The 21,399-nt window shown below is 57.0% G+C and carries 17 protein-coding genes and 1 other RNA gene; 6 read left to right on the plus strand and 12 right to left on the minus strand.

From position 1 onward, the window contains the following. Positions 1 to 165 precede the first annotated feature (165 nt). A complete protein-coding gene (yhbY, locus tag K0B93_RS09070; protein ID WP_219866901.1) occupies positions 166 to 477 on the plus strand; it encodes a ribosome assembly RNA-binding protein YhbY in 312 nt (103 codons plus the stop codon). Between the two features lie 76 nt (positions 478 to 553). On the opposite strand, the gene greA is transcribed toward yhbY, so the two are convergent. From greA to grpE, 7 genes are all read right to left on the minus strand, one after another. Continuing rightward, a complete protein-coding gene (gene greA, locus K0B93_RS09075; protein ID WP_219866902.1) occupies positions 554 to 1,033 on the minus strand; it encodes a transcription elongation factor GreA in 480 nt (159 codons plus the stop codon). Between the two features lie 4 nt (positions 1,034 to 1,037). Next, entirely contained in the window at positions 1,038 to 4,256 is a 3,219-nt protein-coding gene (carB, locus tag K0B93_RS09080; RefSeq protein ID WP_219866903.1) for a carbamoyl-phosphate synthase large subunit, read from the minus strand. Positions 4,257 to 4,346: 90 nt separating this feature from the next. After that, complete coding sequence (carA, locus tag K0B93_RS09085) at positions 4,347 to 5,477, minus strand: glutamine-hydrolyzing carbamoyl-phosphate synthase small subunit (protein WP_219866904.1); 1,131 nt, start codon at positions 5,475 to 5,477, stop codon at positions 4,347 to 4,349. A 226-nt stretch (positions 5,478 to 5,703) separates the two neighbouring features. Continuing rightward, positions 5,704 to 6,504, minus strand: coding sequence for a 4-hydroxy-tetrahydrodipicolinate reductase (dapB, locus tag K0B93_RS09090; RefSeq protein ID WP_219866905.1), 801 nt, complete (start codon positions 6,502 to 6,504; stop codon positions 5,704 to 5,706). A 26-nt stretch (positions 6,505 to 6,530) separates the two neighbouring features. After that, a complete protein-coding gene (gene dnaJ, locus K0B93_RS09095) occupies positions 6,531 to 7,658 on the minus strand; it encodes a molecular chaperone DnaJ (RefSeq protein ID WP_219866906.1) in 1,128 nt (375 codons plus the stop codon). Between the two features lie 77 nt (positions 7,659 to 7,735). Further along, positions 7,736 to 9,661: a molecular chaperone DnaK gene (gene dnaK / locus K0B93_RS09100; RefSeq protein ID WP_219866907.1), complete on the minus strand. Its 1,926-nt coding sequence runs from the start codon at positions 9,659 to 9,661 to the stop codon at positions 7,736 to 7,738. A gap of 91 nt (positions 9,662 to 9,752) precedes the next feature. Next, positions 9,753 to 10,355: a nucleotide exchange factor GrpE gene (grpE, locus tag K0B93_RS09105; protein ID WP_219866908.1), complete on the minus strand. Its 603-nt coding sequence runs from the start codon at positions 10,353 to 10,355 to the stop codon at positions 9,753 to 9,755. Positions 10,356 to 10,638: 283 nt separating this feature from the next. Between grpE and recN the strand changes: the two genes are divergently transcribed. After that, positions 10,639 to 12,318: a DNA repair protein RecN gene (gene recN, locus K0B93_RS09110; protein WP_219866909.1), complete on the plus strand. Its 1,680-nt coding sequence runs from the start codon at positions 10,639 to 10,641 to the stop codon at positions 12,316 to 12,318. Positions 12,319 to 12,393: 75 nt separating this feature from the next. Here the strand turns inward: recN and fur are convergent, their stop codons facing one another. Next, the gene (gene fur / locus K0B93_RS09115; protein WP_219866910.1) at positions 12,394 to 12,804 is read right to left on the minus strand and encodes a ferric iron uptake transcriptional regulator; all 411 of its coding nucleotides are present in this window, start codon (positions 12,802 to 12,804) and stop codon (positions 12,394 to 12,396) included. Positions 12,805 to 12,926: 122 nt separating this feature from the next. Between fur and K0B93_RS09120 the strand changes: the two genes are divergently transcribed. After that, entirely contained in the window at positions 12,927 to 13,253 is a 327-nt protein-coding gene (locus K0B93_RS09120; protein WP_219866911.1) for an outer membrane protein assembly factor BamE, read from the plus strand. A gap of 7 nt (positions 13,254 to 13,260) precedes the next feature. Here the strand turns inward: K0B93_RS09120 and K0B93_RS09125 are convergent, their stop codons facing one another. The 3 genes from K0B93_RS09125 to K0B93_RS09135 form a co-directional block, all read right to left on the minus strand. Next, positions 13,261 to 13,542 (minus strand): RnfH family protein, encoded by a 282-nt coding sequence (locus tag K0B93_RS09125; RefSeq protein ID WP_219866912.1) that lies wholly within the window; start codon positions 13,540 to 13,542, stop codon positions 13,261 to 13,263. After that, on the minus strand, positions 13,542 to 13,985 hold the full coding sequence (locus K0B93_RS09130) for a type II toxin-antitoxin system RatA family toxin (protein ID WP_219866913.1): 444 nt from the start codon (positions 13,983 to 13,985) through the stop codon (positions 13,542 to 13,544). The genes K0B93_RS09125 and K0B93_RS09130 overlap by 1 nt, the downstream gene beginning before the upstream one ends. Before the next feature lie 68 nt (positions 13,986 to 14,053). Beyond that, entirely contained in the window at positions 14,054 to 15,670 is a 1,617-nt protein-coding gene (locus K0B93_RS09135) for a sodium-dependent transporter (protein ID WP_219866914.1), read from the minus strand. 179 nt (positions 15,671 to 15,849) lie between these two features. Here K0B93_RS09135 and smpB point away from each other — a divergent pair, with 179 nt between their 5' ends. The 3 genes from smpB to ssrA all read left to right on the plus strand — a co-directional run bounded on the left by smpB (position 15,850) and on the right by ssrA (position 18,342). After that, the gene (smpB, locus tag K0B93_RS09140; RefSeq protein ID WP_219866915.1) at positions 15,850 to 16,329 is read left to right on the plus strand and encodes an SsrA-binding protein SmpB; all 480 of its coding nucleotides are present in this window, start codon (positions 15,850 to 15,852) and stop codon (positions 16,327 to 16,329) included. Between the two features lie 139 nt (positions 16,330 to 16,468). After that, positions 16,469 to 17,887: a wax ester/triacylglycerol synthase family O-acyltransferase gene (locus K0B93_RS09145; RefSeq protein ID WP_219866916.1), complete on the plus strand. Its 1,419-nt coding sequence runs from the start codon at positions 16,469 to 16,471 to the stop codon at positions 17,885 to 17,887. Positions 17,888 to 17,977: 90 nt separating this feature from the next. Beyond that, positions 17,978 to 18,342: a transfer-messenger RNA gene (gene ssrA / locus K0B93_RS09150) on the plus strand. Between the two features lie 334 nt (positions 18,343 to 18,676). Here the strand turns inward: ssrA and K0B93_RS19410 are convergent. Then, positions 18,677 to 20,680 carry an acyltransferase family protein gene (locus K0B93_RS19410; RefSeq protein WP_219866917.1) on the minus strand — a complete coding sequence of 668 codons (2,004 nt, stop codon included), beginning with the start codon at positions 20,678 to 20,680 and terminating at the stop codon, positions 18,677 to 18,679. Positions 20,681 to 21,399 lie beyond the last annotated feature (719 nt).

The raw sequence follows: 21,399 nt of genomic DNA on the forward strand, positions 1-21,399 counted from the left end.
GACCCAGCCACCCCTGAAATGTTCCGGCAATCGGCCATTCCCCACCGTAAGTGTTAACGGCCATTTCTACCGGGAAGTGATCTGTTACAATCCGCGGATTATACGATGTTGCCAGCGCATGCACCGCTGACGTTTTGTTAATTGCACCCATAAAGAGATTACATCATGAGTCTTTCACCGGAACAGCGCCGGGAATACCGGGCTATCGCCCACAATCTGAAGCCAGTCATCATTGTTGGTGACAAAGGCCTGTCCGAAGGACTTCAGGAAGAACTGGAGCGCGCCCTGAACGACCACGAACTCATCAAGGTAAAGGTTGCCAGCCAGGATCGGGACGCCCGCCAGGAAGCGGTAAATGCCCTGTGTGAGGCATCCGGGGCAGAGCTGGTCCAGTCCATCGGCAAGATCGCCGTCATCCTGCGTCGAGCCAAGAAGCCCAACCCGAAACTGTCCAACCTGCTGCGCCACAAGAACTGAAACCGGGCGCCGATCAGGCATAAAAAAGCCGGCTGGGGGAATCCCGAGCCGGCTTTTTTGTGGCCGCACTTCCGTGTCAGACGTACTCAACCTCTTCGATTTCGTATTCGACCGTGCCAGAGGGCACCCGAATAGCCACCACATCCCCTTCGTTTTTGCCTACGAGAGCACGCGCAATGGGCGAAGAGATGGAAATCTTGCCAGCCTTGATGTCGGCCTCGTCCTCTCCCACGATCTGGTAGACCACCTGCTCGTCCGTATCCATGTTCAGAAGATGAACCGTAGTGCCGAAAATCACCTTGCCGTGGTTGTCCATGGTGGTGACGTCAATCACCTGGGCCGCGGACAACTTGCCTTCGATTTCCTGAATACGACCCTCAATAAAACTCTGCTGTTCACGGGCCGCATGGTATTCGGCATTTTCTTTAAGATCGCCGTGCTCACGGGCATCGGAAATAGCTGCAATCACTCGTGGGCGATCTTCGGACTTCAGCTTTTGAAGCTCAGCGCGGAGGCTGCTCTCGCCTCCCTTAGTCATCGGTACTCTGTCAGCCATAGTCTCACTTTCCTGCGTGAAGATCCTGGAGGCGACGTACAGTGCGCTCCGGGCCGAATTTGATGGCCCGACAGAAGGCTTCGCCACCTGCCAGAGTCGTTGTGTAAGTCACCTTGGCCTGCAGGGCGGACTGGCGAATCTGCGCCGAATCCGAAATCGCCTTGCGACCTTCAGTGGTGTTGATAATCAGCTGAACCTGACCATTCTTGATGGCATCCACAATGTGCGGACGCCCCTCGCGGACCTTGTTCACCCGCTCCACCTCGATACCAGTCTCTTTCAGGGCCTTGGCGGTTCCGGTGGTGGCAATCAGCTTGAACCCGGCGTCCACCAGATCCCGCGCTACCTTGGCAGCACCCGCTTTGTCCACATCCCGGACCGACATAAAGGCGGTACCCTTGACCGGCAGGCTTTCACCAACCGCCAGTGCGGCCTTGGCAAAGGCTTCGTCGAAGCTGTCGCCCAACCCCATGACCTCACCGGTCGATTTCATCTCCGGCCCGAGGATTGGATCCACCGCCGGGAACTTGTTGAACGGGAACACCGATTCCTTCACCGCGTAATAGGTCGGGATAATTTCCTTAGTGAAGCCCTGATCGGCCAGTGACACACCTGCCATGGCACGTGCCGCAACCTTGGCCAGGGAGACCCCGATGGCCTTGGACACGAACGGTACCGTACGGGACGCACGCGGGTTAACCTCGATGACGTAGATCTCGTCATCCTGCCACGCCAGCTGCACGTTCATCAGGCCGACCACATCCAGCTCGATTGCCATCTTTTTCACGGCGTCGCGCATCTCATCCTGAACCTGCTGGGACAGGGTGTAGGGCGGCAACGAACAGGCGGAGTCACCGGAATGCACGCCGGCCTGCTCAATGTGCTGCATGATACCGCCAATCACCACGTCCTTGCCGTCACAGATGGCGTCAATGTCCACCTCGATGGCGGCATTCAGGAAGTGGTCGAGCAGGACCGGACTGTCATTGGATACCAGCACGGCGTTCCGCATGTACCGCACCAGCTCGTCTTCATCGTAGACGATCTCCATGGCGCGCCCACCCAGAACATAGGAGGGACGAACCACCAAGGGGTAGCCAATCTCCCGGGCCGCCAGAATGCCTTCCTCGTGACTGCGCACGGTGGCATTTTCAGGCTGCTTCAGCCCCAGACGGGTAATCATCTGCTGGAACCGCTCACGGTCTTCAGCCCGGTCGATGGCGTCCGGGCTGGTCCCGATGATGGGTACGCCGGCGGCTTCCAGGCCACGCGCCAGTTTCAGCGGAGTCTGACCGCCGTACTGGACAATCACGCCCTTGGGCTTCTCGACGTGGATGATTTCCAGCACATCCTCAAGGGTGATCGGCTCGAAATACAACCGGTCGGAGGTGTCATAGTCGGTGGACACAGTCTCCGGGTTGCAGTTGATCATGATGGTTTCGTAACCGTCTTCACGCATGGCCAATGCCGCGTGTACACAGCAGTAGTCGAACTCGATACCCTGGCCAATTCGGTTCGGACCACCTCCGATCACCACGATCTTCTCGCGATCGCTGGCGTCGGCCTCGCACTCTTCCTCATAGGTGGAGTACATGTAGGCGGTATCGGAGGCAAACTCTGCGGCGCAGGTGTCGACCCGCTTGTAGACCGGACGGATACCCAGATCGTGACGCAGTTTGCGCAGGCTCACTTCCGAGATGCCCAGCAGCTTGGCCAGACGCGCATCCGAGAAGCCCTTTCGCTTCAGGCGGAACAGCGTGGCCTGATCAATGTCGGCCTTGCCGGCGGATTTCAGGGCCTGCTCTTCCCGGATCAGATCTTCAATCTGCACCAGGTACCAGGGGTCCACGTGGGTATGCTGGAACACATCGTCGACGCTCATGCCAGCACGGAAGGCATCGCCGATGTACCAGACGCGCTCCGCCCCGGGCACGTTGAGCTCGCTGATCAGAGTTTCCTGGGAATCCTCGGAGCTGAGGCGCTCCAGCTTCTCATCAAACCCTTCGGAGCCGACTTCCAAGCCTCGCAGGGCCTTCTGGAGGGACTCCTGGAACGTGCGACCGATCGCCATCACCTCACCCACAGACTTCATCTGGGTGGTCAGTCGGGCGTCAGCCTGCGGGAATTTCTCAAAGGTAAACCGCGGAATCTTGGTGACTACGTAGTCGATGCTGGGCTCGAACGAGGCCGGAGTGACACCACCGGTGATCTCGTTGCGGAGCTCATCCAGGGTGTAACCCACCGCCAACTTGGCCGCGACCTTGGCAATCGGGAACCCCGTGGCCTTGGATGCCAGCGCGGACGAACGGGACACCCTCGGGTTCATCTCGATGACCACCATCCGGCCGGTCTCGGGATTGATGCCGAACTGTACATTGGAGCCGCCGGTTTCCACACCGATCTCACGCAGGACCGCCAGGGAGGCGTTCCGCATGATCTGGTATTCCTTGTCCGTCAGCGTCTGGGCCGGGGCCACGGTAATCGAGTCACCGGTGTGCACGCCCATGGCGTCGAAGTTCTCGATGGCGCAGACGATGATGCAGTTGTCCGCCTTGTCGCGGACCACTTCCATCTCGTATTCCTTCCAGCCGATCAGCGATTCGTCGATCAACAGTTCATTGGTCGGCGACAGGTCCAGGCCACGGGTACAGATCTCTTCGAATTCGTCCCGGTTGTAGGCAATCCCCCCACCAGAGCCACCCATGGTAAACGAGGGGCGGATAATGCATGGAAAGCCGATATCGTCGGCGACTTTCCAGGCCTCTTCCATGGTATGGGCGATGGTGGCACGGGGGCACTCGAGACCGATCTTCTTCATGGCCTTGTCGAAGCGATCCCGGTCTTCCGCCTTGTCGATGGTGTCCGCATTGGCACCGATCATTTCAACGCCGTGCTCCTGCAGCACACCGTGCTTTTCCAGATCCAGGGCACAGTTCAGCGCGGTTTGCCCGCCCATGGTCGGCAGCAGGGCATCCGGCTTTTCCTTTTCAATGATCTTGGCGACGGTTTTCCAGGTGATCGGCTCAATGTAGGTGGCATCGGCCATCACCGGATCGGTCATGATAGTCGCCGGGTTGGAGTTGACCAGAATGACCCGGTAACCCTCCTCTCGCAGGGCCTTGCAGGCCTGGGCTCCGGAGTAGTCAAACTCGCACGCCTGCCCGATCACGATGGGGCCCGCGCCCAGGATCAGGATGCTTTGGATGTCAGTACGTTTTGGCATGTCGTGGTAAACCTGTCAGCAACGTTAAAATTCTTGCAGCGCAAAACGCGGCGCGTATCGCTTCCGGACGTCAGCCCGGAAGCACTGCCCTCAGGCAGACCGGGCTTTCATCAGCCGGATAAATTCGTCGAACAGTGGCGCCACGTCGTGGGGGCCCGGACTGGCTTCCGGGTGCCCCTGGAAGCTGAACGCCGGCTTGTCGGTGCGCCGGATACCCTGCAAGGTGCCATCGAACAGCGACTTGTGCGTCGCCTCCAACGTGCCTGGCAGGGAAGTCTCGTCCACTGCGAAGCCGTGGTTCTGGCTGGTAATCATCACCGTGCCGTCAGCGATGTTCTGCACCGGGTGATTGGCGCCGTGGTGACCGTGGCCCATCTTCATGGATTTTGCACCGCTGGCGAGGGCCAGCAGCTGATGCCCAAGACAGATACCGAAGACCGGGATCTCGGTTTCCAGCACTTCCCGGATCGCCTTGATCGCGTAATCACACGGTTCGGGATCGCCAGGACCGTTGGACAGGAACACACCATCCGGATTCATGGCCAGAACGTCCGCAGCCGGAGTCTGGGCCGGCACCACGGTGATGTCACAACCGCGGGAAGCCAGCATCCGCAGGATGTTGAACTTGACCCCGTAATCCCAGGCCACCACCTTGAACCGGGCCTCGCCGCGCTCGCCGTAGCCGTCGTTCAGGGTCCACTCGCTCTGGGTCCAGCTCCAGACCTTTTCCGAGGTCACTTCCTTCGCCAGATCCATGCCTTTCAGGCCAGGGAACGCCTTGGCCAACTCCAGGGCACGCTCAGCCGTGGCGTCGGCGCCGGCAACAACGGCTCCGTTCTGGGAGCCCTTGTCGCGCAGAATGCGCGTCAGGCGACGGGTGTCGATATCGGCAATACCAACAATGTTGTTGCTTCGCAGGTACTCGTCCAGCGTGCCCGTGCTGCGCCAGTTGCTGGCTGTCAGCGGCAGATCGCGGATGATCAGGCCAGCAGCCTGGATGCGATCCGACTCGACATCCTCTTCGTTAACACCGGTATTACCGATGTGGGGATAAGTCAGGGTGACAATCTGGCGGGAGTAGGACGGATCGGTGAGAATTTCCTGGTAGCCGGTCATGGCGGTGTTGAACACCACCTCACCACTGGTTTCTCCGTCAGCGCCAATGGCGGTGCCGTAGAACAGGCTTCCGTCTGCGAGTGCAAGGATTGCAGGTGTGCTCAAGGCTTGTATCCTCATCGAGTGGCGTATCGGTTCGTCACGAACAGGAACGCAAGCGCAAATTCAGGTCGCAAAAAAGCGAGAGGGAGTCAAAACTCCGTCCCGCTTTTTGTTGTCCGGGAACCCTATTGGTTCCCTGGGCGTTTTCAAAGCTACGCTTGGTGCAGTTAAACCGCCTTATTGTAAAAAATAAGCGGCTTTCTGTCCATGTATAATCACCCGCGAAGCTCTATTTCAGCGACAATACGTCCTGCATGTCGTACAGCCCGGCCGGCTTGTCCTTGAGCCACAGGGCCGCGCGCATGGCGCCCTTGGCAAAGGTCATGCGACTGCTCGCCTTGTGGGTGACTTCAATCCGCTCACCCTCGGCGGCAAACAACACCGTATGATCGCCCACGACATCGCCGGCACGAATGGTTTCAAAACCGATTTCCTTACGAGTTCGCTCGCCAGTAAAGCCCTCGCGGCCATAGACCGCGCACTCTTTCAAATCGCGACCCAGCGCGTCGGCAACCACTTCACCCATGCGCAGCGCAGTGCCGGAGGGCGCGTCTTTCTTGTGGCGGTGATGGGCCTCAATGATCTCAACGTCGTAGTCGTCGCCGAGAGCCTGGGCGGCGGTACGCAACAGATTGAGCACCACGTTGACCCCCACACTCATGTTGGGCGCAAACACCACCGGCGTGGACTCCGCCGCCAGGGCGAGCTGCTCTTTCTCGGCTTCGGACATTCCCGTGGTTCCGATTACCAGCATTTTGCCGTTGGCCTTGCAGAATTCCGCGTTCGCCAGGGTGAGGTCCGGAAAGGTGAAATCGATGAGTACGTCAAAATCATCTTTCACCGCATCCAGACCACCGGCCATCTTGATACCGGTTTTGCCGATGCCGGTCATTTCCCCGGCGTCGGCCCCGACCAGGCTGCTGCCCGGCTCGACGACGGCCGCGCCCAGCTCCAGACCTTCGGTACCGTCAACCGCCTCAATCAACACCTTGCCCATGCGCCCGGCGGCGCCGATGATTGCTACCCTCATATTCGCACTTCCCTTTAATCGGCCGCTCAGAATTTCATTTCATCGAAGAAGCTTTTCACACCCTCGAACCAGGAGGTCTTCTTCGGAGCATGCTCGGTACCGTTGCCGCCGTCCAGAGTTTGCTGAAATTCATCCAGCAGTTCCTTCTGGCGCTTGGTCAGGTTGACCGGCGTTTCAACAATCACACGGCACAGCAGGTCACCGGCCGGACCACCACGCACCGGGCTCACACCCTTGTTACGCAGGCGGAACAGCTTGCCGGTCTGGGTCTCGGGCGGGATTTTCAACTTCACCCGCCCATCGAGGGTCGGCACTTCCAGCTCACCACCGAGGGCGGCATCAACAATACTGATGGGGACTTCGCAATACAGATTGCGGCCGTCCCGGGTGAAGAGGGAATGCTCACGCACGGCGATTTGTACGTACAGGTCGCCCGGCGGCCCGCCATCGACGCCCATTTCACCTTCGCCGGAGAGACGGATACGATCACCGGTATCCACGCCCGGCGGCACTTTCACCGACAGCGTCTTCTCTTCCTGAACCCGGCCCTGACCATGGCAGGCCTTACATGGGTTCTTGATGATCTGACCAGAACCACGGCACGTCGGACACGCCTGCTGCACGGTGAAGAAACCCTGCTGCATCCGCACCTGACCCATACCCTTACAGGTACCACAGGTTTCCGGTGTCGAACCTTTCTCCGCACCGCTGCCATCACAGACTTCGCACTCCCGATGACCGGGAATCTTGATCTGAACGTTCTTGCCCTTCACCGCCTCTTCGAGATCCAGCTCCAGGGTGTAGCGCAAATCCGCACCACGGGTATTGCGGCCTCGTCCGCCACCGCCACCAAAGATGTCACCAAAGACATCGCCGAAGATGTCGGAGAAGCTGGCGCCGCCACCTCCGAAGCCACCACCGGCCTGACCATCAACGCCGGCGTGACCGAACTGGTCATAGGCGGCCCGCTTGGAGTCGTCCGCCAGAATCTCGTAGGCTTCGCTGGCCTCCTTAAACTTGTTCTCGGCGTCGGTGTCGTCCGGGTTACGGTCGGGGTGATACTTCATTGCAAGCTTGCGGTAGGCTCGCTTGACTTCCTTCTCGTCCGCATCCCGGGAAATCCCGAGAATGTCGTAATAATCGCGCTTGGCCATGCTTTAAAACCCTGTTTTTAAACGCGGAAAACGCGGGGAACTCCCCGCGTTTTCCAACTACCTGATGTACGTCAGAATTACCGCTTGTCGTCGTCTTTGACTTCCTCAAACTCGGCGTCAACGGCGTCGTCAGCCTGCTGGGCCTGGGCGTCTTCCTGCCCACCAGCCTGCTGGGCCTGCGCACCCTCTTCTGCATACATCTTCTGAGCCAGCTCCGAAGAGACTTCTGTCAGCTTCTGGGTCTTGGCTTCAATATCGTCCTTGTCCGATCCTTCCAGAGCGGTCTCGAGCTCCTTGATGGAAGCCTCGATAGACTCTTTCTCACTGTCACTGACCTTGTCGCCAGCTTCAGTCAGAGTTTTGCGAACGGCGTGAACCATCGCATCACCCTGGTTGCGGACCTGAACCAGCTCCTCGAACTTGCGATCTTCCTCGGCGTTCGCCTCGGCGTCCCGCACCATCTTCTCGATTTCGTCGTCGTTCAGGCCGGAAGAGGCCTTGATCACGATGGACTGCTCTTTGCCGGTCGCCTTGTCTTTTGCAGACACGTTCAGGATACCGTTCGCGTCGATGTCAAAGGTCACTTCGATCTGCGGAACCCCTCGCGCCGCCGGCGGGATATCAGCCAGGTCGAAACGGCCAAGCGACTTGTTCTGGGCGGCCTGCTTACGCTCACCCTGAACCACGTGGATGGTGACCGCGGTCTGGTTGTCATCCGCTGTGGAGAACGTCTGCGACTTCTTGGTCGGAATCGTGGTGTTCTTGTCGATCAGCGGAGTCGCCACGCCACCCATGGTTTCGATACCCAGGGTCAGCGGTGTTACGTCCAACAGCAACACGTCTTTCACGTCGCCAGACAGAACGGCTGCCTGAATCGCGGCACCCATAGCGACCGCCTCATCGGGGTTCACGTCCTTACGGGCTTCTTTGCCGAAGAAATCTTTAACTTTTTCCTGCACCAGCGGCATACGGGTCTGCCCACCGACCAGGATAACTTCGTCGATTTCACCTGCCTTCATGCCCGCATCCTGCAAGGCAACCTTACACGGCTCCAGGCTGCGCTGGACCAGGTCTTCGACCAGCGACTCAAGCTTGGCACGGGTCAGCTTGACGTTCATGTGCTTCGGACCGCTGGCATCGGCCGTGATGTACGGCAGATTCACATCGGTCTGCTGGCTGCTGGAAAGCTCAATCTTCGCCTTCTCGCCCGCTTCCTTCAGACGCTGCATCGCCAGGGAGTCACCGCGCAGGTCAATGCCGCTGTCTTTCTTGAACTGGTCGGCCAGGAACTCGATGATCTTCAGGTCGAAGTCTTCACCACCCAGGAAGGTGTCACCGTTGGTGGCCAGTACTTCGAACTGGTGCTCGCCATCGACATCGGCAATTTCAATGATGGACAGGTCAAAGGTACCACCACCGAGGTCATAAACCGCCACGGTGCGATCACCGCTCTTCTTGTCCAGGCCGTAGGCCAGGGCCGCCGCAGTCGGCTCGTTGATGATGCGCTTCACTTCCAGACCGGCGATCTTGCCTGCGTCCTTGGTGGCCTGACGCTGGCTGTCGTTGAAGTAGGCCGGTACGGTAATAACCGCCTCGGTTACCTTCTCGCCCAGGTAGTCTTCTGCAGTCTTCTTCATCTTCTTCAGAACTTCTGCAGACACCTGCGGCGGAGCCATCTTCTCGCCCTTCACCTCAACCCAGGCATCACCATTGTCCGCCTTGGTGATTTTGTAGGGCACCATCTTGATGTCTTTCTGGACCACGTCGTCCTCGAAGCGGCGACCGATCAGACGCTTGATGGCGTACAGGGTGTTGTTCGGGTTGGTCACGGCCTGACGCTTTGCAGACTGACCTACCAGGGTTTCACCGTCGTCCGTGTACGCGATGATCGACGGCGTAGTACGATCACCCTCGGCGTTTTCAATAACCTTAACCTTGTCACCATCCATGATGGCAACACAGGAGTTTGTGGTTCCCAGGTCGATACCGATAATCTTGCTCATTGAGTCACTCCAATTCTTCTGAATGCTTTCCCGGAGAAAATTGCCCCGGCTCTCGCCATTTACTGGCTATATTGGCGCTTTAATCGACTTTTCAAGCCTGCTCATCAATTTTTGGCGATTCCTCTGCCTTGGCGACAACCACCATGGCCGGACGCACAACACGACCATTCAGTAGGTAGCCCTTTTGCACCACAGCCACAACGCTGTTCGGCTCGGCATCGGGCGCCGGCACCATGGACATGGCTTCGTGCTGCTGCGGATCGAACGGCTCACCCACCGGGTTGAGCTGCTCAACGTTGAACTTCTCGAGGCTGTTCATGAACAGACTGAGAGTCATTTCCACACCCTCGCGAATGGAAGCGACCAGTTCACCGGTGTTCTCGTTGGCTTCAGTACTTTCGACAGCCTTCTCCAGGCTGTCCGCAACGGGCAGCAATTCCTTGACGAACTTCTCAAGGGCGAACTTGTGCGCTTTTTCGACGTCAATCTCGGCGCGCCGACGGACATTCTGCATTTCGGCCTGGGAGCGCAACATCTGCTCCTGGGCTTCCTTGACCTGAGCCCGCAGCGCCTCAACCTCGGAGTCTTCGCTCTCAACCACCTCATCGTCCGCCTGGGCTTCCTCGGCGGCCGCTTCGGTTGCTTCTTTCAACTCGTCTTCTACCTGTTCGTTGCGGTTTTCGTCAGTGCTCATGACCACTCCTGCTAACTATCCGGCGGCCGATGTCTGTACGGCCGATTCAACGTGACTTCCGACCGCGGCGAGCCGGAAAACTGTAGTTGCGAACGGATATGGGGCCCAGCTTGCAGGTTTCAACCACCCCAGCCATTAATCCGGCACAAATTCACGCCCGGGAATTTGCAAACCACAAAAAGCCTGTATATATTCACAGTCACTGTATGAAATCACAGTATTCGGCCAGATCCCGGACCGGGACGGTCAGCGCTGCATTTCGAAGGACGCGGAGGTTTTCTGCATGCTCACACAGCTTACGGTTTCCAACTACGCCATTGCCGAACGGGTGGAACTCCAGTTCAACAAAGGCATGACGGCTCTCACCGGTGAAACCGGTGCCGGCAAATCCATTGTCCTGGATGCCCTTGGTCTGGCCATGGGCGGCCGAGCCGACGCCGGTGCCGTTCGCCATGGCGCCAAGCGCGCAGACATTACCGCCACCTTCGATGTATCCGACATTCCCGAGGCCGGCCAGTGGCTGGAAAATCACGAACTGGATGACGACAGCGACTGCATCCTGCGCCGCGTGATCAGCAAGGATGGCCGCTCCCGAGCCTACATCAACGGCCAACCCTGTCCGCTGGCCCACCTGAAAGACCTGGGTGGCCTGCTGATGGACATTCACAGCCAGCACCAGCACCAGTCACTGCTGCGCAAGGAAACCCACCGCAAACTGCTGGACGAGTTTGCCGGCGTCGAGACCCTGGCCGCCGACACCCATGCCGCCTGGAAGACCTGGCACCAGACCCGCCAGCGCCTGACCGAGCGCCAGCAGAATGCCGACGAAACCGAAGCCAAGCTGCAACTGATGCGCTACCAGGTGGAAGAGCTGGATCGGCTGAATCTGGAAGATGGCGAGCAGGAACAGCTGGAACAGGAACAGGCGCAACTGAGTCAGGCCGATTCGGTACTGCACAGCAGCCATCAGGCCGCACTGCTCTGTACCGAAGAGGAAACCAGTGCCGCAGACATGGTCCGCCAGGCGCTTCAGCAACTGGAGCAACTTCCCGTAGAGGTTCCCGCGCTCGCAGACACCATCCAGATGCTGAACGAAGCCCAGATTCAGATCACTGAGGCCGGCGACAACCTGCGACGTTTTGTGGATGACTACGAAGCGGACCCGGAACGACTGGCGGAAGTGGAAGAACGACTCAGCGCCATTTATCAGATGGCTCGCAAGCACCGGATTACACCAGAGGAACTGCCGGAACTACATCAGCGACTGTCCGCGGAACTGGCCGAACTCGATGGCGGTGCCGGCAGTCTGGAACAACTGGAAGCGGAACTGGAAAAACAGCGAGCGGCATTCGACCAACTCGCCAGCCAGCTGACGGAAGCCCGGGAACAGGCGGCCGTGGAGCTCGACCAGCGCATTGCCGAAGAACTGGCCCAGCTGAGCATGCCTGCGATGCAATTCGTGACACACCTGAGCCGCAACGCCAAGGATGAACCCGCCCCCCACGGCGAGCAGGACATTGAGTTCCTGGTTAGCGCCAACCCGGGCCAGCCGGCTCGCCCCCTGGCCAAGGTCGCTTCTGGCGGTGAACTTTCCCGGATCAGCCTCGCCATCCAGGTCGTGGTTGCCCAGACGTCAACCACACCGACCCTGGTCTTTGACGAAGTGGATGTGGGTATTGGCGGCGGTACCGCAGAAGTGGTCGGACGCCTGCTACGAACCCTGGGCGGGAACGGTCAGGTGCTGTGCGTGACTCATCTGCCGCAAGTGGCGGCGCAATGCCACCAGCACCTGTTTGTCAGCAAGTTCACCGAAAGCGATGCAACGTTCTCGAAGATTGAAACATTGGACGATCAGGGACGGATCAGCGAAGTGGCACGCATGTTGGGCGGCGTTGACATGACTGAGCACACCATTGCACACGCTCAGGAAATGTTTTCCAAGGGACAGGCCACCCATCACTGAGGCTGCCCCTGAACCTCTACCCCTCTCGATCCTGAGAGCTGTTGGGCGGGTGATTCACCCGCCCTTTTTTTTGCCTTACGATTTCACCGGCTTCACATAGAGGATCAGGCTGTGATCGACGATCTCGTAGCCGCGCTCCTCAGCAATCTTTTTCTGCCGTTCTTCGATGACTTCGTCAACGAACTCGATTACCTCGCCGGTCTGCGTGCAGACCATGTGATCGTGATGATCATCGCCAGCCATCTCAAAGACCGCATGGCCACCCTCGAAGTTGTGGCGCAGGACCAGCCCAGCCGCTTCGAACTGGGTCAGCACCCGGTACACAGTCGCCAGCCCCACGTCATCCCCCTGCTCCAACAACTTCTTGTAAACGTCTTCGGCACTCAAATGGTGCTCGTCGGCATTCTCAAGAATATTGAAGATCTTGACTCTCGGCAGAGTAACTTTAAGACCGACTTTTCGTAATTCGGCGTTTTCAGATGACATGTTACTATTCGCTCTTTGGTGTGCTTCACGGCTTCCGGTATGATGAAGCCGCCATTAAACGGTTACCCCGTGCCACACCTGCCTCAGGCAGGCGATTTCAAGATAGAGGATTTCCCCCGGCGATGCAAAAGCTCACAGCTCTGATTCTCACTCTCATTCTGACCGGATGTGGCTTCCCGGGCGTGTACAAGATCAACGTCCAGCAAGGCAACATCGTGACCGATCAAGAGCTGACCGCACTCACCGAGGGAATGCCCCGTAGCCAGGTGCACGCAGTGATGGGGACACCCATGATGCTGAACCCGGTTGACGCCTCCCGGGAATACTATATCTACACCTTCCAGCGCGGTGGCGGGGACATCCGGGAACAACGCATCATCGTCTACTACGACAACGACCGTTTCTCCCATTACGAAGCCCAGCTGCTGGAAGAAACGCCGGCCTACTGACCGCGATCTACCCCTTCTTCCTGGCCCGGTTCAGGCGCGCCTGTTTCGGGTCAATCTTGAGTGGCCGATAGAGCTCCACCCGATCGCCTTCGCGCAGCTCATGGGCAGCGGGATCCTTGATCACCTTACCGAAGATACCCATGTCGATGGCGTCCGGATCAACCTCCGGGAAGATTCCAACGATACCCGAGAGCTTGACCGCCTCCAGCGCGGTGGTGCCCTCTGGCACTGTCACCGGCACGATTTCCTGCTTGTCCGGTCGGGCGTAAGCAACCTCCACATGTGGCATCACAGACCTCCCGAATAGAGTTCATCCGCGCGCTTACAAAACGCATCCACCATGGTGTTGGCGGCCTGACTGAACACGGTGCCGAACGCCATGCGCGAGAGCGAGCCGGCAAATTCGAACTCCAGCGTCAGAATCACCTTGCACGCATTGTGATCCAGGGACTTGAAGTGCCAGCGGCCCCGGAGGTTCCGGAACGGGCCATCCACCAGACTCATCTCGATGGCCTCCGGCATCTGCAGTTGGTTGCGGGTCGTCAGGGTGTGCGTTACTCCACCCTTGGCAATTTCCATGGAAGCGGTGAGCTCCCCGTCATTCTGCTCATGGATCTCGGTGTTGGCGCACCACGGCAGAAATTCCGGGTAGCGGGCGACATCATTCACCAAGTGAAACATCCGCTCCGCGGAGTGCATGACAAGGGCTGTTTTATCAATCTGATGGGGCATCGGAACCGGTCGACCTGCTAATGAACGCGCTGTACAAAACAAAGAGGTGCGTGCAAAGACACGCTTGATCAGACGCTATGATAAAGGATATCACCGTCTTTGGGGGCATTTTCACCCGGTGCCGACTCCCCGGCCGGCTCTTTGCTTACCGGCGGGGTTTCCGCTGGCGCCTCGGATTGACCATCGCCCTGCTTCGATGGCGTTTGGGTGGCTGGACCTTCCACCGCCACTGCGTCATCGCCCATTTCGGACATGACGGTTGCCGGCTGGCCGCACCAGATACCATCACTACCGGAATCGCATAGATTGGTCAGGGAAAACGCGGTGTACTGGACACCGATGTAGGCAACCACCACCGGCAACACCAATCGCATCACCCAGAACCAGATCCCGGCGAAGAAAGCCGGTGCCTGCCCCAGGATACGGTGTGACAGGCTCCGGGTGAGCCGCCAGCCAGTGAAGACGGAAATCAGAATGGCGGCGGCCGGAATCAGCAGCCCGCCAGTGATGAGCTCCAGCCAGCGGAACACCGTCGCTCCCGCAAAGCGGTCGTCGGCCCAGAGGTTAAAAGAGAGCAGAGAAGCCAGACCCGCGAGCCAGACTCCCAACCCAACAATCAATGCGGACCAGCCACGGGGCGCACCCATCCATTCCCGAAACCAACCGACGACCGGCTCCATCAGGGCCAGCGAGGTGGTCCAGACGATCATCACCACCATCAGGAACACCGCCGCAACCACAAACTGGCTGGCCGGCAACTGCCCGAGGGTAACAGGCAGGGATACGAACAACAGGCCGAAGCCGCGTTCGCCGTCAAAACTGCTGCCATCGGTGGCCACCGCGAAAATCATCAGACCCGCGACCATGGCCACCAATGTGTCCATCAGCACCACGGCAAGAATGGAGCGTTTCAATCGCGTGCCGGGTGCCGTATACGCCCCGAAAATAGCCCACACCCCCATGCCAAGACCAAGAGTAAAGAAAGCATGAAACAGGGCTGCTTTGACGCTCCCCAGAGTCACGTCCTCAGGGTGCATTTCAAGGAGGTGACTGACCGCACCGTCAATCCGACCGTGCCACGCTGCCAGCGCGAAAAGCCCCAGCATCAATAACAAGGTCCCCGGCACCACCACTCTCAGCGTGCGCTCAAGACCTTTGACCACGCCCTGGATGGACACCCAGATCACCAGTATCAGAAACAGGGCATGCCACCCCATGAACAGGCGATACTCCCGTGGGTCCGACACCAACCCGGAGAGAATTTCCGTAGCCCCGCGCTGGTCTACCCCCGAAAACTTCCCCATGGCACCGAAGAACACGTAGGCCAGGGCAATGGCACCGAACACCACCGTAAAGGAGAGCACCAGAAACGCCGCCAGAATTCCCAGACGTCCCGCCAGCATCCACCAACGGGAGACCTTGGCGCTCCGGATGAAGCCGTCCATCGCCAATACGATGCCATGACGCGAATATCGCCCCAGAGTCGCTTCGGTCACCATTAACGGCAGCGTCACCAACAACAGACACGCAAGGTAGAGCAGGATAAACAGCCCTCCGCCGTGCAGGCTGGCGAGGTAGGGGAACTGCCACAGATTCGCAAGGCCGACCGTCGCGCCGACGGCAGCCCAGAAAAACGTGGTTGGGCGGGTGAAGGACCCGATAGGTGTCTGATACGGCGTAGGCATTCGCGTCCCTGATAGGTTCTGGCCACATATTGTAGCCGATGGACTCGCAGACGCACGAGCGCACGGCCCGGATAACGGCGATTTCGTGACCGGTCTGGCACTCCTGAGCTACAATGCGCGTTTTGCCGGTGAAGCTCCGGCAGACTCGTTCATTCGTCCGAACCCGGATTACCTGATTCATGAGCAAGAAAAAGCCCGGAACGCCGAGCAGTACCATCGCCCTCAACAAGAAGGCGAAACACGAGTATCACATCGAGGAACGCTTCGAGGCGGGCCTTGCCCTGTTAGGGTGGGAGGTAAAGTCCCTGCGTGCCGGCAAGGCCCAGCTGGTGGATGCCTATGTGTTGCTGAAAGACGGTGAGGCCTGGCTGCTTGGTTCCCACATCACACCTCTGAACACGGCCTCCACGCACGTGATTGCAGACCCCACCCGCACCCGGAAACTGCTGCTTCACGCCAAGGAAATAGCCAAGATCATGGGGAAAGTGCACCAGGCAGGCCACACCTGCATCCCCCTTGCCCTGTACTGGAAGAAGAACAAGGTAAAGTGTGAGATCGCCCTGGTGAAAGGCAAGAAGGAATACGACAAGCGGGCGACCGAAAAAGAACGCGACTGGAACCGCCAGAAGCAGCGCATCATGCGCGAAGCCAACGCCTGAGATTCTTTCTCTCTACCCTACTGAAACCTGACTTTCGTCAAGTGCGACACAGCCAAATGTGTCGCATACTCATCCTCTTTGCGCAAAATTTCATCAAGCCTATACTCGGGTGTCCTGATTGCTTGCAAAGGGAATGCATATGTCACCAACTCGTACTCCGATGTCTGCAGTAGATCGCGCATGGTTGCGCATGGACACACCAGAAAATCCGATGATGATCTGCGGTGTGCTGGCGCTGGATCGACAGATTTCGGTCAGTCATCTGCGGCGCATTCTGGAAGAGCGTTTCCTTCGTTTCCGGCGGTTTCGCCAACGGGTGGTGGATAAAGGTGACCGCGCCTACTGGCAGGAAGACCCCTTGTTCGATCTGGACAATCACCTGCACCAGGTAGCCCTCCCCGGTAATGCCGATAAGGCCCAACTCCAGCAACTGGTCGGCGACCTGAACAGTACCGCCCTCGATTTCCGCCGCCCCCTCTGGCAAATGCACTACATCGACAATTACCAGGGCGGCAGCGCCTTACTGATCCGCATTCACCACTGCATCGCTGACGGCATATCCCTGGTTCGGGTGATGCTCTCACTCACCGACCGGACGCCGGAGCCGAAGCTGAAAAAAGTGGCATCTGCCTCACCCGTGCCCGCCCGGAAACAATCGTGGCTCCAGAGCGCTCTCAGCCGGGCCGTGGACAATGTGCAGATGGCGAACTACCAGACCCGGCTGTTTATCCAATCGGTTCGCGAAGAACCGAATTACCCGGTCAAGCTGGCCTCCACGGCGGGAGAGGTAGCCCTGGACCTGCTCAAACTCGGGCTGGCCCCCTTTGAACCCAAGACCGGACTGAGACAGCCCCTGAGCGGTCGCAAACAGGTGGCCTGGGCAGAACCGCTGGACCTGGCCGAAGTGAAAGCCTGCGCCAAGGCACTGGGCGGCACGGTGAACGATATCCTGATGTGCACTGCCACCGGCGCCCTGCAACGACACTTTGCCGCAAACAAGGAAGCCATTCCGGAGTGCGGCCTGCGCGTCGCCGTGCCCTTCAACCTGCGCCCGCTGGACCAACCCATCGAGACCCTCGGCAACCGGTTTGGCCTGGTCCTGGTGCCGCTTCCCGTGGAAGTGCAGGATCCGGTAATGTGCTTCCGCCAGGTCCAGGAGAACATGAACCGGCTGAAACGTTCCTACCAGGCCCAGGTTACCTACAGCCTCCTTGATTTGTTCGGACGTGGCCCCGACATTCTGGAACGGCGGGCACTGAGCCTGCTGAGCAACAAGGCTTCGGCCGTCCTGACCAACGTGCCGGGCCCCAAAGAGCCGCTATATCTCGCCGGCGCAAAGGTCACCCAGCCGATGTTCTGGGTACCCCAGAGCGGATCCATTGGCATTGGCATGAGTATTTTCAGTTACGCCGGCACCGTGCAGTTCGGCATTACCATGGACAAAAATATCCAGGCCGACCCGAATGCCCTCATAGGGTACTTCCAGGAAAGCTTCCAGGCCCTGAGCCACGTGGCTCTGGCCGGCCGACAGAGCGAACTGGAGCGCAAGGCGGGATAGCCGGGGTAGGTACAAGTAGCAGGCCTGATTGGCCGTAAAACAGAAACAAGCCTTGAAGTCCGGCAAACCGGACACATATACTGAGCATAAGGGGACGACATGGCTTCGACGCTGGTGGCGAACCCTTGAGTGCATGTCGAGATGGCAGCGAATCTCGTTAATCCAAAGCTGCAACGCAATAGTCGCAAACGACGAAAACTACGCACTAGCAGCGTAAGCTGCTAGTCGTCCTGACTGGGTCGCCCGTAGCCCAGAGCAACATCTCAGGACGTCATCGCTTACGGGATGCTCCGTTAGCCAGAGCTCACTGACTAACGGCTAAGATTTAAAGAGATCGCTTCTTGCACCCTGACCTTCGGGTCGCTTGAAGTTAAATCAATAGAAGGACGCTAAGCATGTAGATCCTCAAGGTTGAGTACTGGCGGACGCGGGTTCAATTCCCGCCGTCTCCACCAACTACCCAGAAAAAAGCCCCTGATTTCAGGGGCTTTTTTTGTTTATACATCCTGATCAGACAAGGACCAGTCCACACAATGTCCACAGATGTAACGGACCAAGCGTTCGCTCTATTGAAACACCGGTCGGAAGCTTACTGGTGACATCCAAATCGTCGCAGCGAGATCGCGCTGTGCTGTAGTTTGCTAAATTGTCCACGGCGCTGTGTTGTTGTGCGGTTCTATGTGGGCCTCAATTAACGGAACTCTCTGGATTTTCAGGAACTGTGGTTTTCAGTGTTGCGTTGAAGCGCTGCGGCATCGGGTTCAATATCCGCACCTTGAATAATTGGCTTCACTGAGTTCGAATGACATCACTCAACCCTTCAATTGCCAGTGAGGATAAGAATTGACGCGCCTCTGTCTGCAAAAAACGGGCGTATGAGGCTGTCAGGTGTAAGTGATCCCTGTAGACGATGTTTGTTCCTTGAAGGGGCTTGCATAGACCGTTCGGGCAGATCACCGAATTGAAATCCATGAAATAGGCATTGGGGATGTCTTCAATTGAGTCCTTGAGCACTTCATCAATTGGGTTTTGGGAAGACAGTGAGACCGAACAATCATTGGCAAAAGCCTCTGACAAAGCAGAGTAGCGAGCCAAACAGCGTGGACCAGACGACCCTAATACCGGGGTGGGAGCAATTACCACTAGATTTGTAGAAGTTTCCGACAGTTCTTGTTGGATTCGCCCGCCAGCATCTCTCCAGTCATCTTTACTAAAAGGGTAAGTTCGGCTAGAGGAAGTCAACACAAGATCCGGTGACACCCCCTTCAAATATTTCAATGCCTTACGCCTCCAAGATGCACACTCGGTATACTCACGTTTTATTCGATAATAAACATGGTTCTGATCAACCATCGGACAGGCGGATTTAGTAATGACAAGGAAACGCCAGCCAGCGTCGGTGAAGATTGATTCAAACGTTGGAAACCATTGAGCGGCAACACTATCTCCCAACAAAACAGCCGTTTTTTCAGCTTGCTGAGTTCCGAAACTGCAAACTTCAACTTCATCTGATTGAACCGGAGGATCGCACTCCATCGCATAAATTTTGGGTAAATCGCCAAGCGACTTTTCGAATTCAACTATGGTTCCGGAGTCGCGCCACTCAGAAATCACAACTCCCCACACTCCTCCAAGCGTCAAAAAGGCCAGAAGGAATACAGTACTGCCGGCTAGCACCTCGCGATTTTTGGAAGACAAGCGCTCATGGTATCTAATAGGGTTTTCCACCAGAAAATGTGAGGCTAAGGCTAACAACCCAGCCAAAAGCAATAATGCTAAAAGGTAAGCGGCACCCCCACCAGGAAAAATCAGTTTACCGATAACAAGAACAGGCCAGTGCCAGAGATAGAGAGAATAAGAAATGTCTCCCACAAATTGGACGGGGCGATATCGCAACCAGCAATCAATAGGATGACTCTTTAAGAGTGCCAATGAGAAAAGAAGAAAGGCCGATCCAAGAGTTGGGAACAACGCCCACCAACCTGGATAAGTTTTACTCTGATCGATTACTCCGAAGCTGCAGATTAGTAGAAAGAAACCACACCACGCCACGCTACTAAGGAGTAATCGTTTTTGAGCTCTCATTTCGTGCGGGAAATACCGCTGCCCATTGGCGACTCCAACGAAGGCCACACCGCCCGCCGCAAACTGCCACACACGAGAAATAGGAAGGTAAAAACCCCATTCTGAATGAAGAAAAGTGACAACAGCGGAGAAGCAAAACCCAAAAATAGCTGTCAGTAGCAAAACGATAAATAGGCGTCTCTTGCTTCTATTACCCTCCTTCCCCGCCCAGAATCCGCCAATAGCGAACATAACCCAAAAAGGCCAAAACAAATAAAACTGTTCCTCCACGCCCAGTGACCAGGTGTGAAGGAAGACATTTTCTTCTTGATTCGGTGAAAAATAATTACTTGAAGAAAACGCGAAGTATAGATTGCTGACCCAGGCAATAGCGCTGAGGGCGGCACCATGCTGCTCGGCTTGATACAAAGGGCTCATGAAAGTCAAAAGGAATGCACTGACGACTAAAATCATGAGGGCTAGCGCAGGAAATAAACGCTTCAGCCTTCTCGCGTAAAATCCGAGAAAATCTATAGATCCTGTTTTGTCTATTTCCCTGACCAGAAGACCAGTTATCAAGTAGCCGGATAGGACAAAGAAAATGTCGACACCAATAAAGCCCGCCTCAAAAAACTCAAATCCGGCATGAGCTAAAACAACGGCGATTATGGCAACCCCTCTCAACCCCTGGATATAAGGAACGAGCTGAGTTTTTTGCGTTCGGTGCACGATACGGTTTTCCTAACTTAGACTATTTTGAATACTCTCGGATCATTTGGTCTCCGAACTGGGAGGATTCTACTGAAAGGATAAATCGAGAGAGCAAGGCAAATTAGCCACGCCAAAAGCTCCCGAGGGGGTGCCAAGAGAAATTCACTAAGCTTTAATCCAGCTTTGAACCGAGAGCGTACCGTCACGTCGATCAATAATAAAGGAAGTAGGTAAAAGGAACACCGACGACTCCACAAATTTTCCCCTCGAACTCCGCGCCTTTGAAAACTGATAACGCTAAACAAAGTTTGTTCAACTACTCCCTTGGTCGATACTGTCGAATAGCAGTGTGAGCTCATCTATACTGACCTGAATCTCAGCAACTTCTTATGGGTAAATAGATAGCAGCCTACAGTTCTCCCGTTCCGCCATCCGCTTCTGTCAGGTGTCAACAAAGTGTCAACGGGGTTGTGCTGATGTGTGGTTATCAGTGGGAATGGATTTTTATAAGTAGCTGTTCCAAAGGTAATTGTGGTTTTCTGTGTTGCTTTGAAACCCTGAAACATCGGGTTCAATTCCCGCCGTCTCCACCAACTTCAGAATTCCCGGGACCACCCCGGAATTCAAAAACCCTCGAAAAGCCCCGTTTTACGGGGCTTTTTTCGTATGCCCCCTTCCTCACAGTTCTCGACTCTTCCGCTAGAATCCCGAATCACTTCGGGGTATCTTTGGGGGTA

The sequence above is a fragment of the Marinobacter sp. F4218 genome, from assembly GCF_019443085.1.
Lineage (GTDB): Bacteria > Pseudomonadota > Gammaproteobacteria > Pseudomonadales > Oleiphilaceae > Marinobacter > Marinobacter albus.

Coding starts and splice junctions, on each gene's coding strand:
- yhbY (WP_219866901.1), top strand. CDS start 166: ATGAGTCTTTCACCGGAACAGCGCCGGGAATACCGGGCTATCGCCCAC.
- greA (WP_219866902.1), bottom strand. CDS start 1,033: ATGGCTGACAGAGTACCGATGACTAAGGGAGGCGAGAGCAGCCTCCGC.
- carB (WP_219866903.1), bottom strand. CDS start 4,256: ATGCCAAAACGTACTGACATCCAAAGCATCCTGATCCTGGGCGCGGGC.
- dapB (WP_219866905.1), bottom strand. CDS start 6,504: ATGAGGGTAGCAATCATCGGCGCCGCCGGGCGCATGGGCAAGGTGTTG.
- dnaJ (WP_219866906.1), bottom strand. CDS start 7,658: ATGGCCAAGCGCGATTATTACGACATTCTCGGGATTTCCCGGGATGCG.
- dnaK (WP_219866907.1), bottom strand. CDS start 9,661: ATGAGCAAGATTATCGGTATCGACCTGGGAACCACAAACTCCTGTGTT.
- grpE (WP_219866908.1), bottom strand. CDS start 10,355: ATGAGCACTGACGAAAACCGCAACGAACAGGTAGAAGACGAGTTGAAA.
- recN (WP_219866909.1), top strand. CDS start 10,639: ATGCTCACACAGCTTACGGTTTCCAACTACGCCATTGCCGAACGGGTG.
- fur (WP_219866910.1), bottom strand. CDS start 12,804: ATGTCATCTGAAAACGCCGAATTACGAAAAGTCGGTCTTAAAGTTACT.
- K0B93_RS09120 (WP_219866911.1), top strand. CDS start 12,927: ATGCAAAAGCTCACAGCTCTGATTCTCACTCTCATTCTGACCGGATGT.
- K0B93_RS09125 (WP_219866912.1), bottom strand. CDS start 13,542: ATGCCACATGTGGAGGTTGCTTACGCCCGACCGGACAAGCAGGAAATC.
- K0B93_RS09130 (WP_219866913.1), bottom strand. CDS start 13,985: ATGCCCCATCAGATTGATAAAACAGCCCTTGTCATGCACTCCGCGGAG.
- K0B93_RS09135 (WP_219866914.1), bottom strand. CDS start 15,670: ATGCCTACGCCGTATCAGACACCTATCGGGTCCTTCACCCGCCCAACC.
- smpB (WP_219866915.1), top strand. CDS start 15,850: ATGAGCAAGAAAAAGCCCGGAACGCCGAGCAGTACCATCGCCCTCAAC.
- K0B93_RS09145 (WP_219866916.1), top strand. CDS start 16,469: ATGTCACCAACTCGTACTCCGATGTCTGCAGTAGATCGCGCATGGTTG.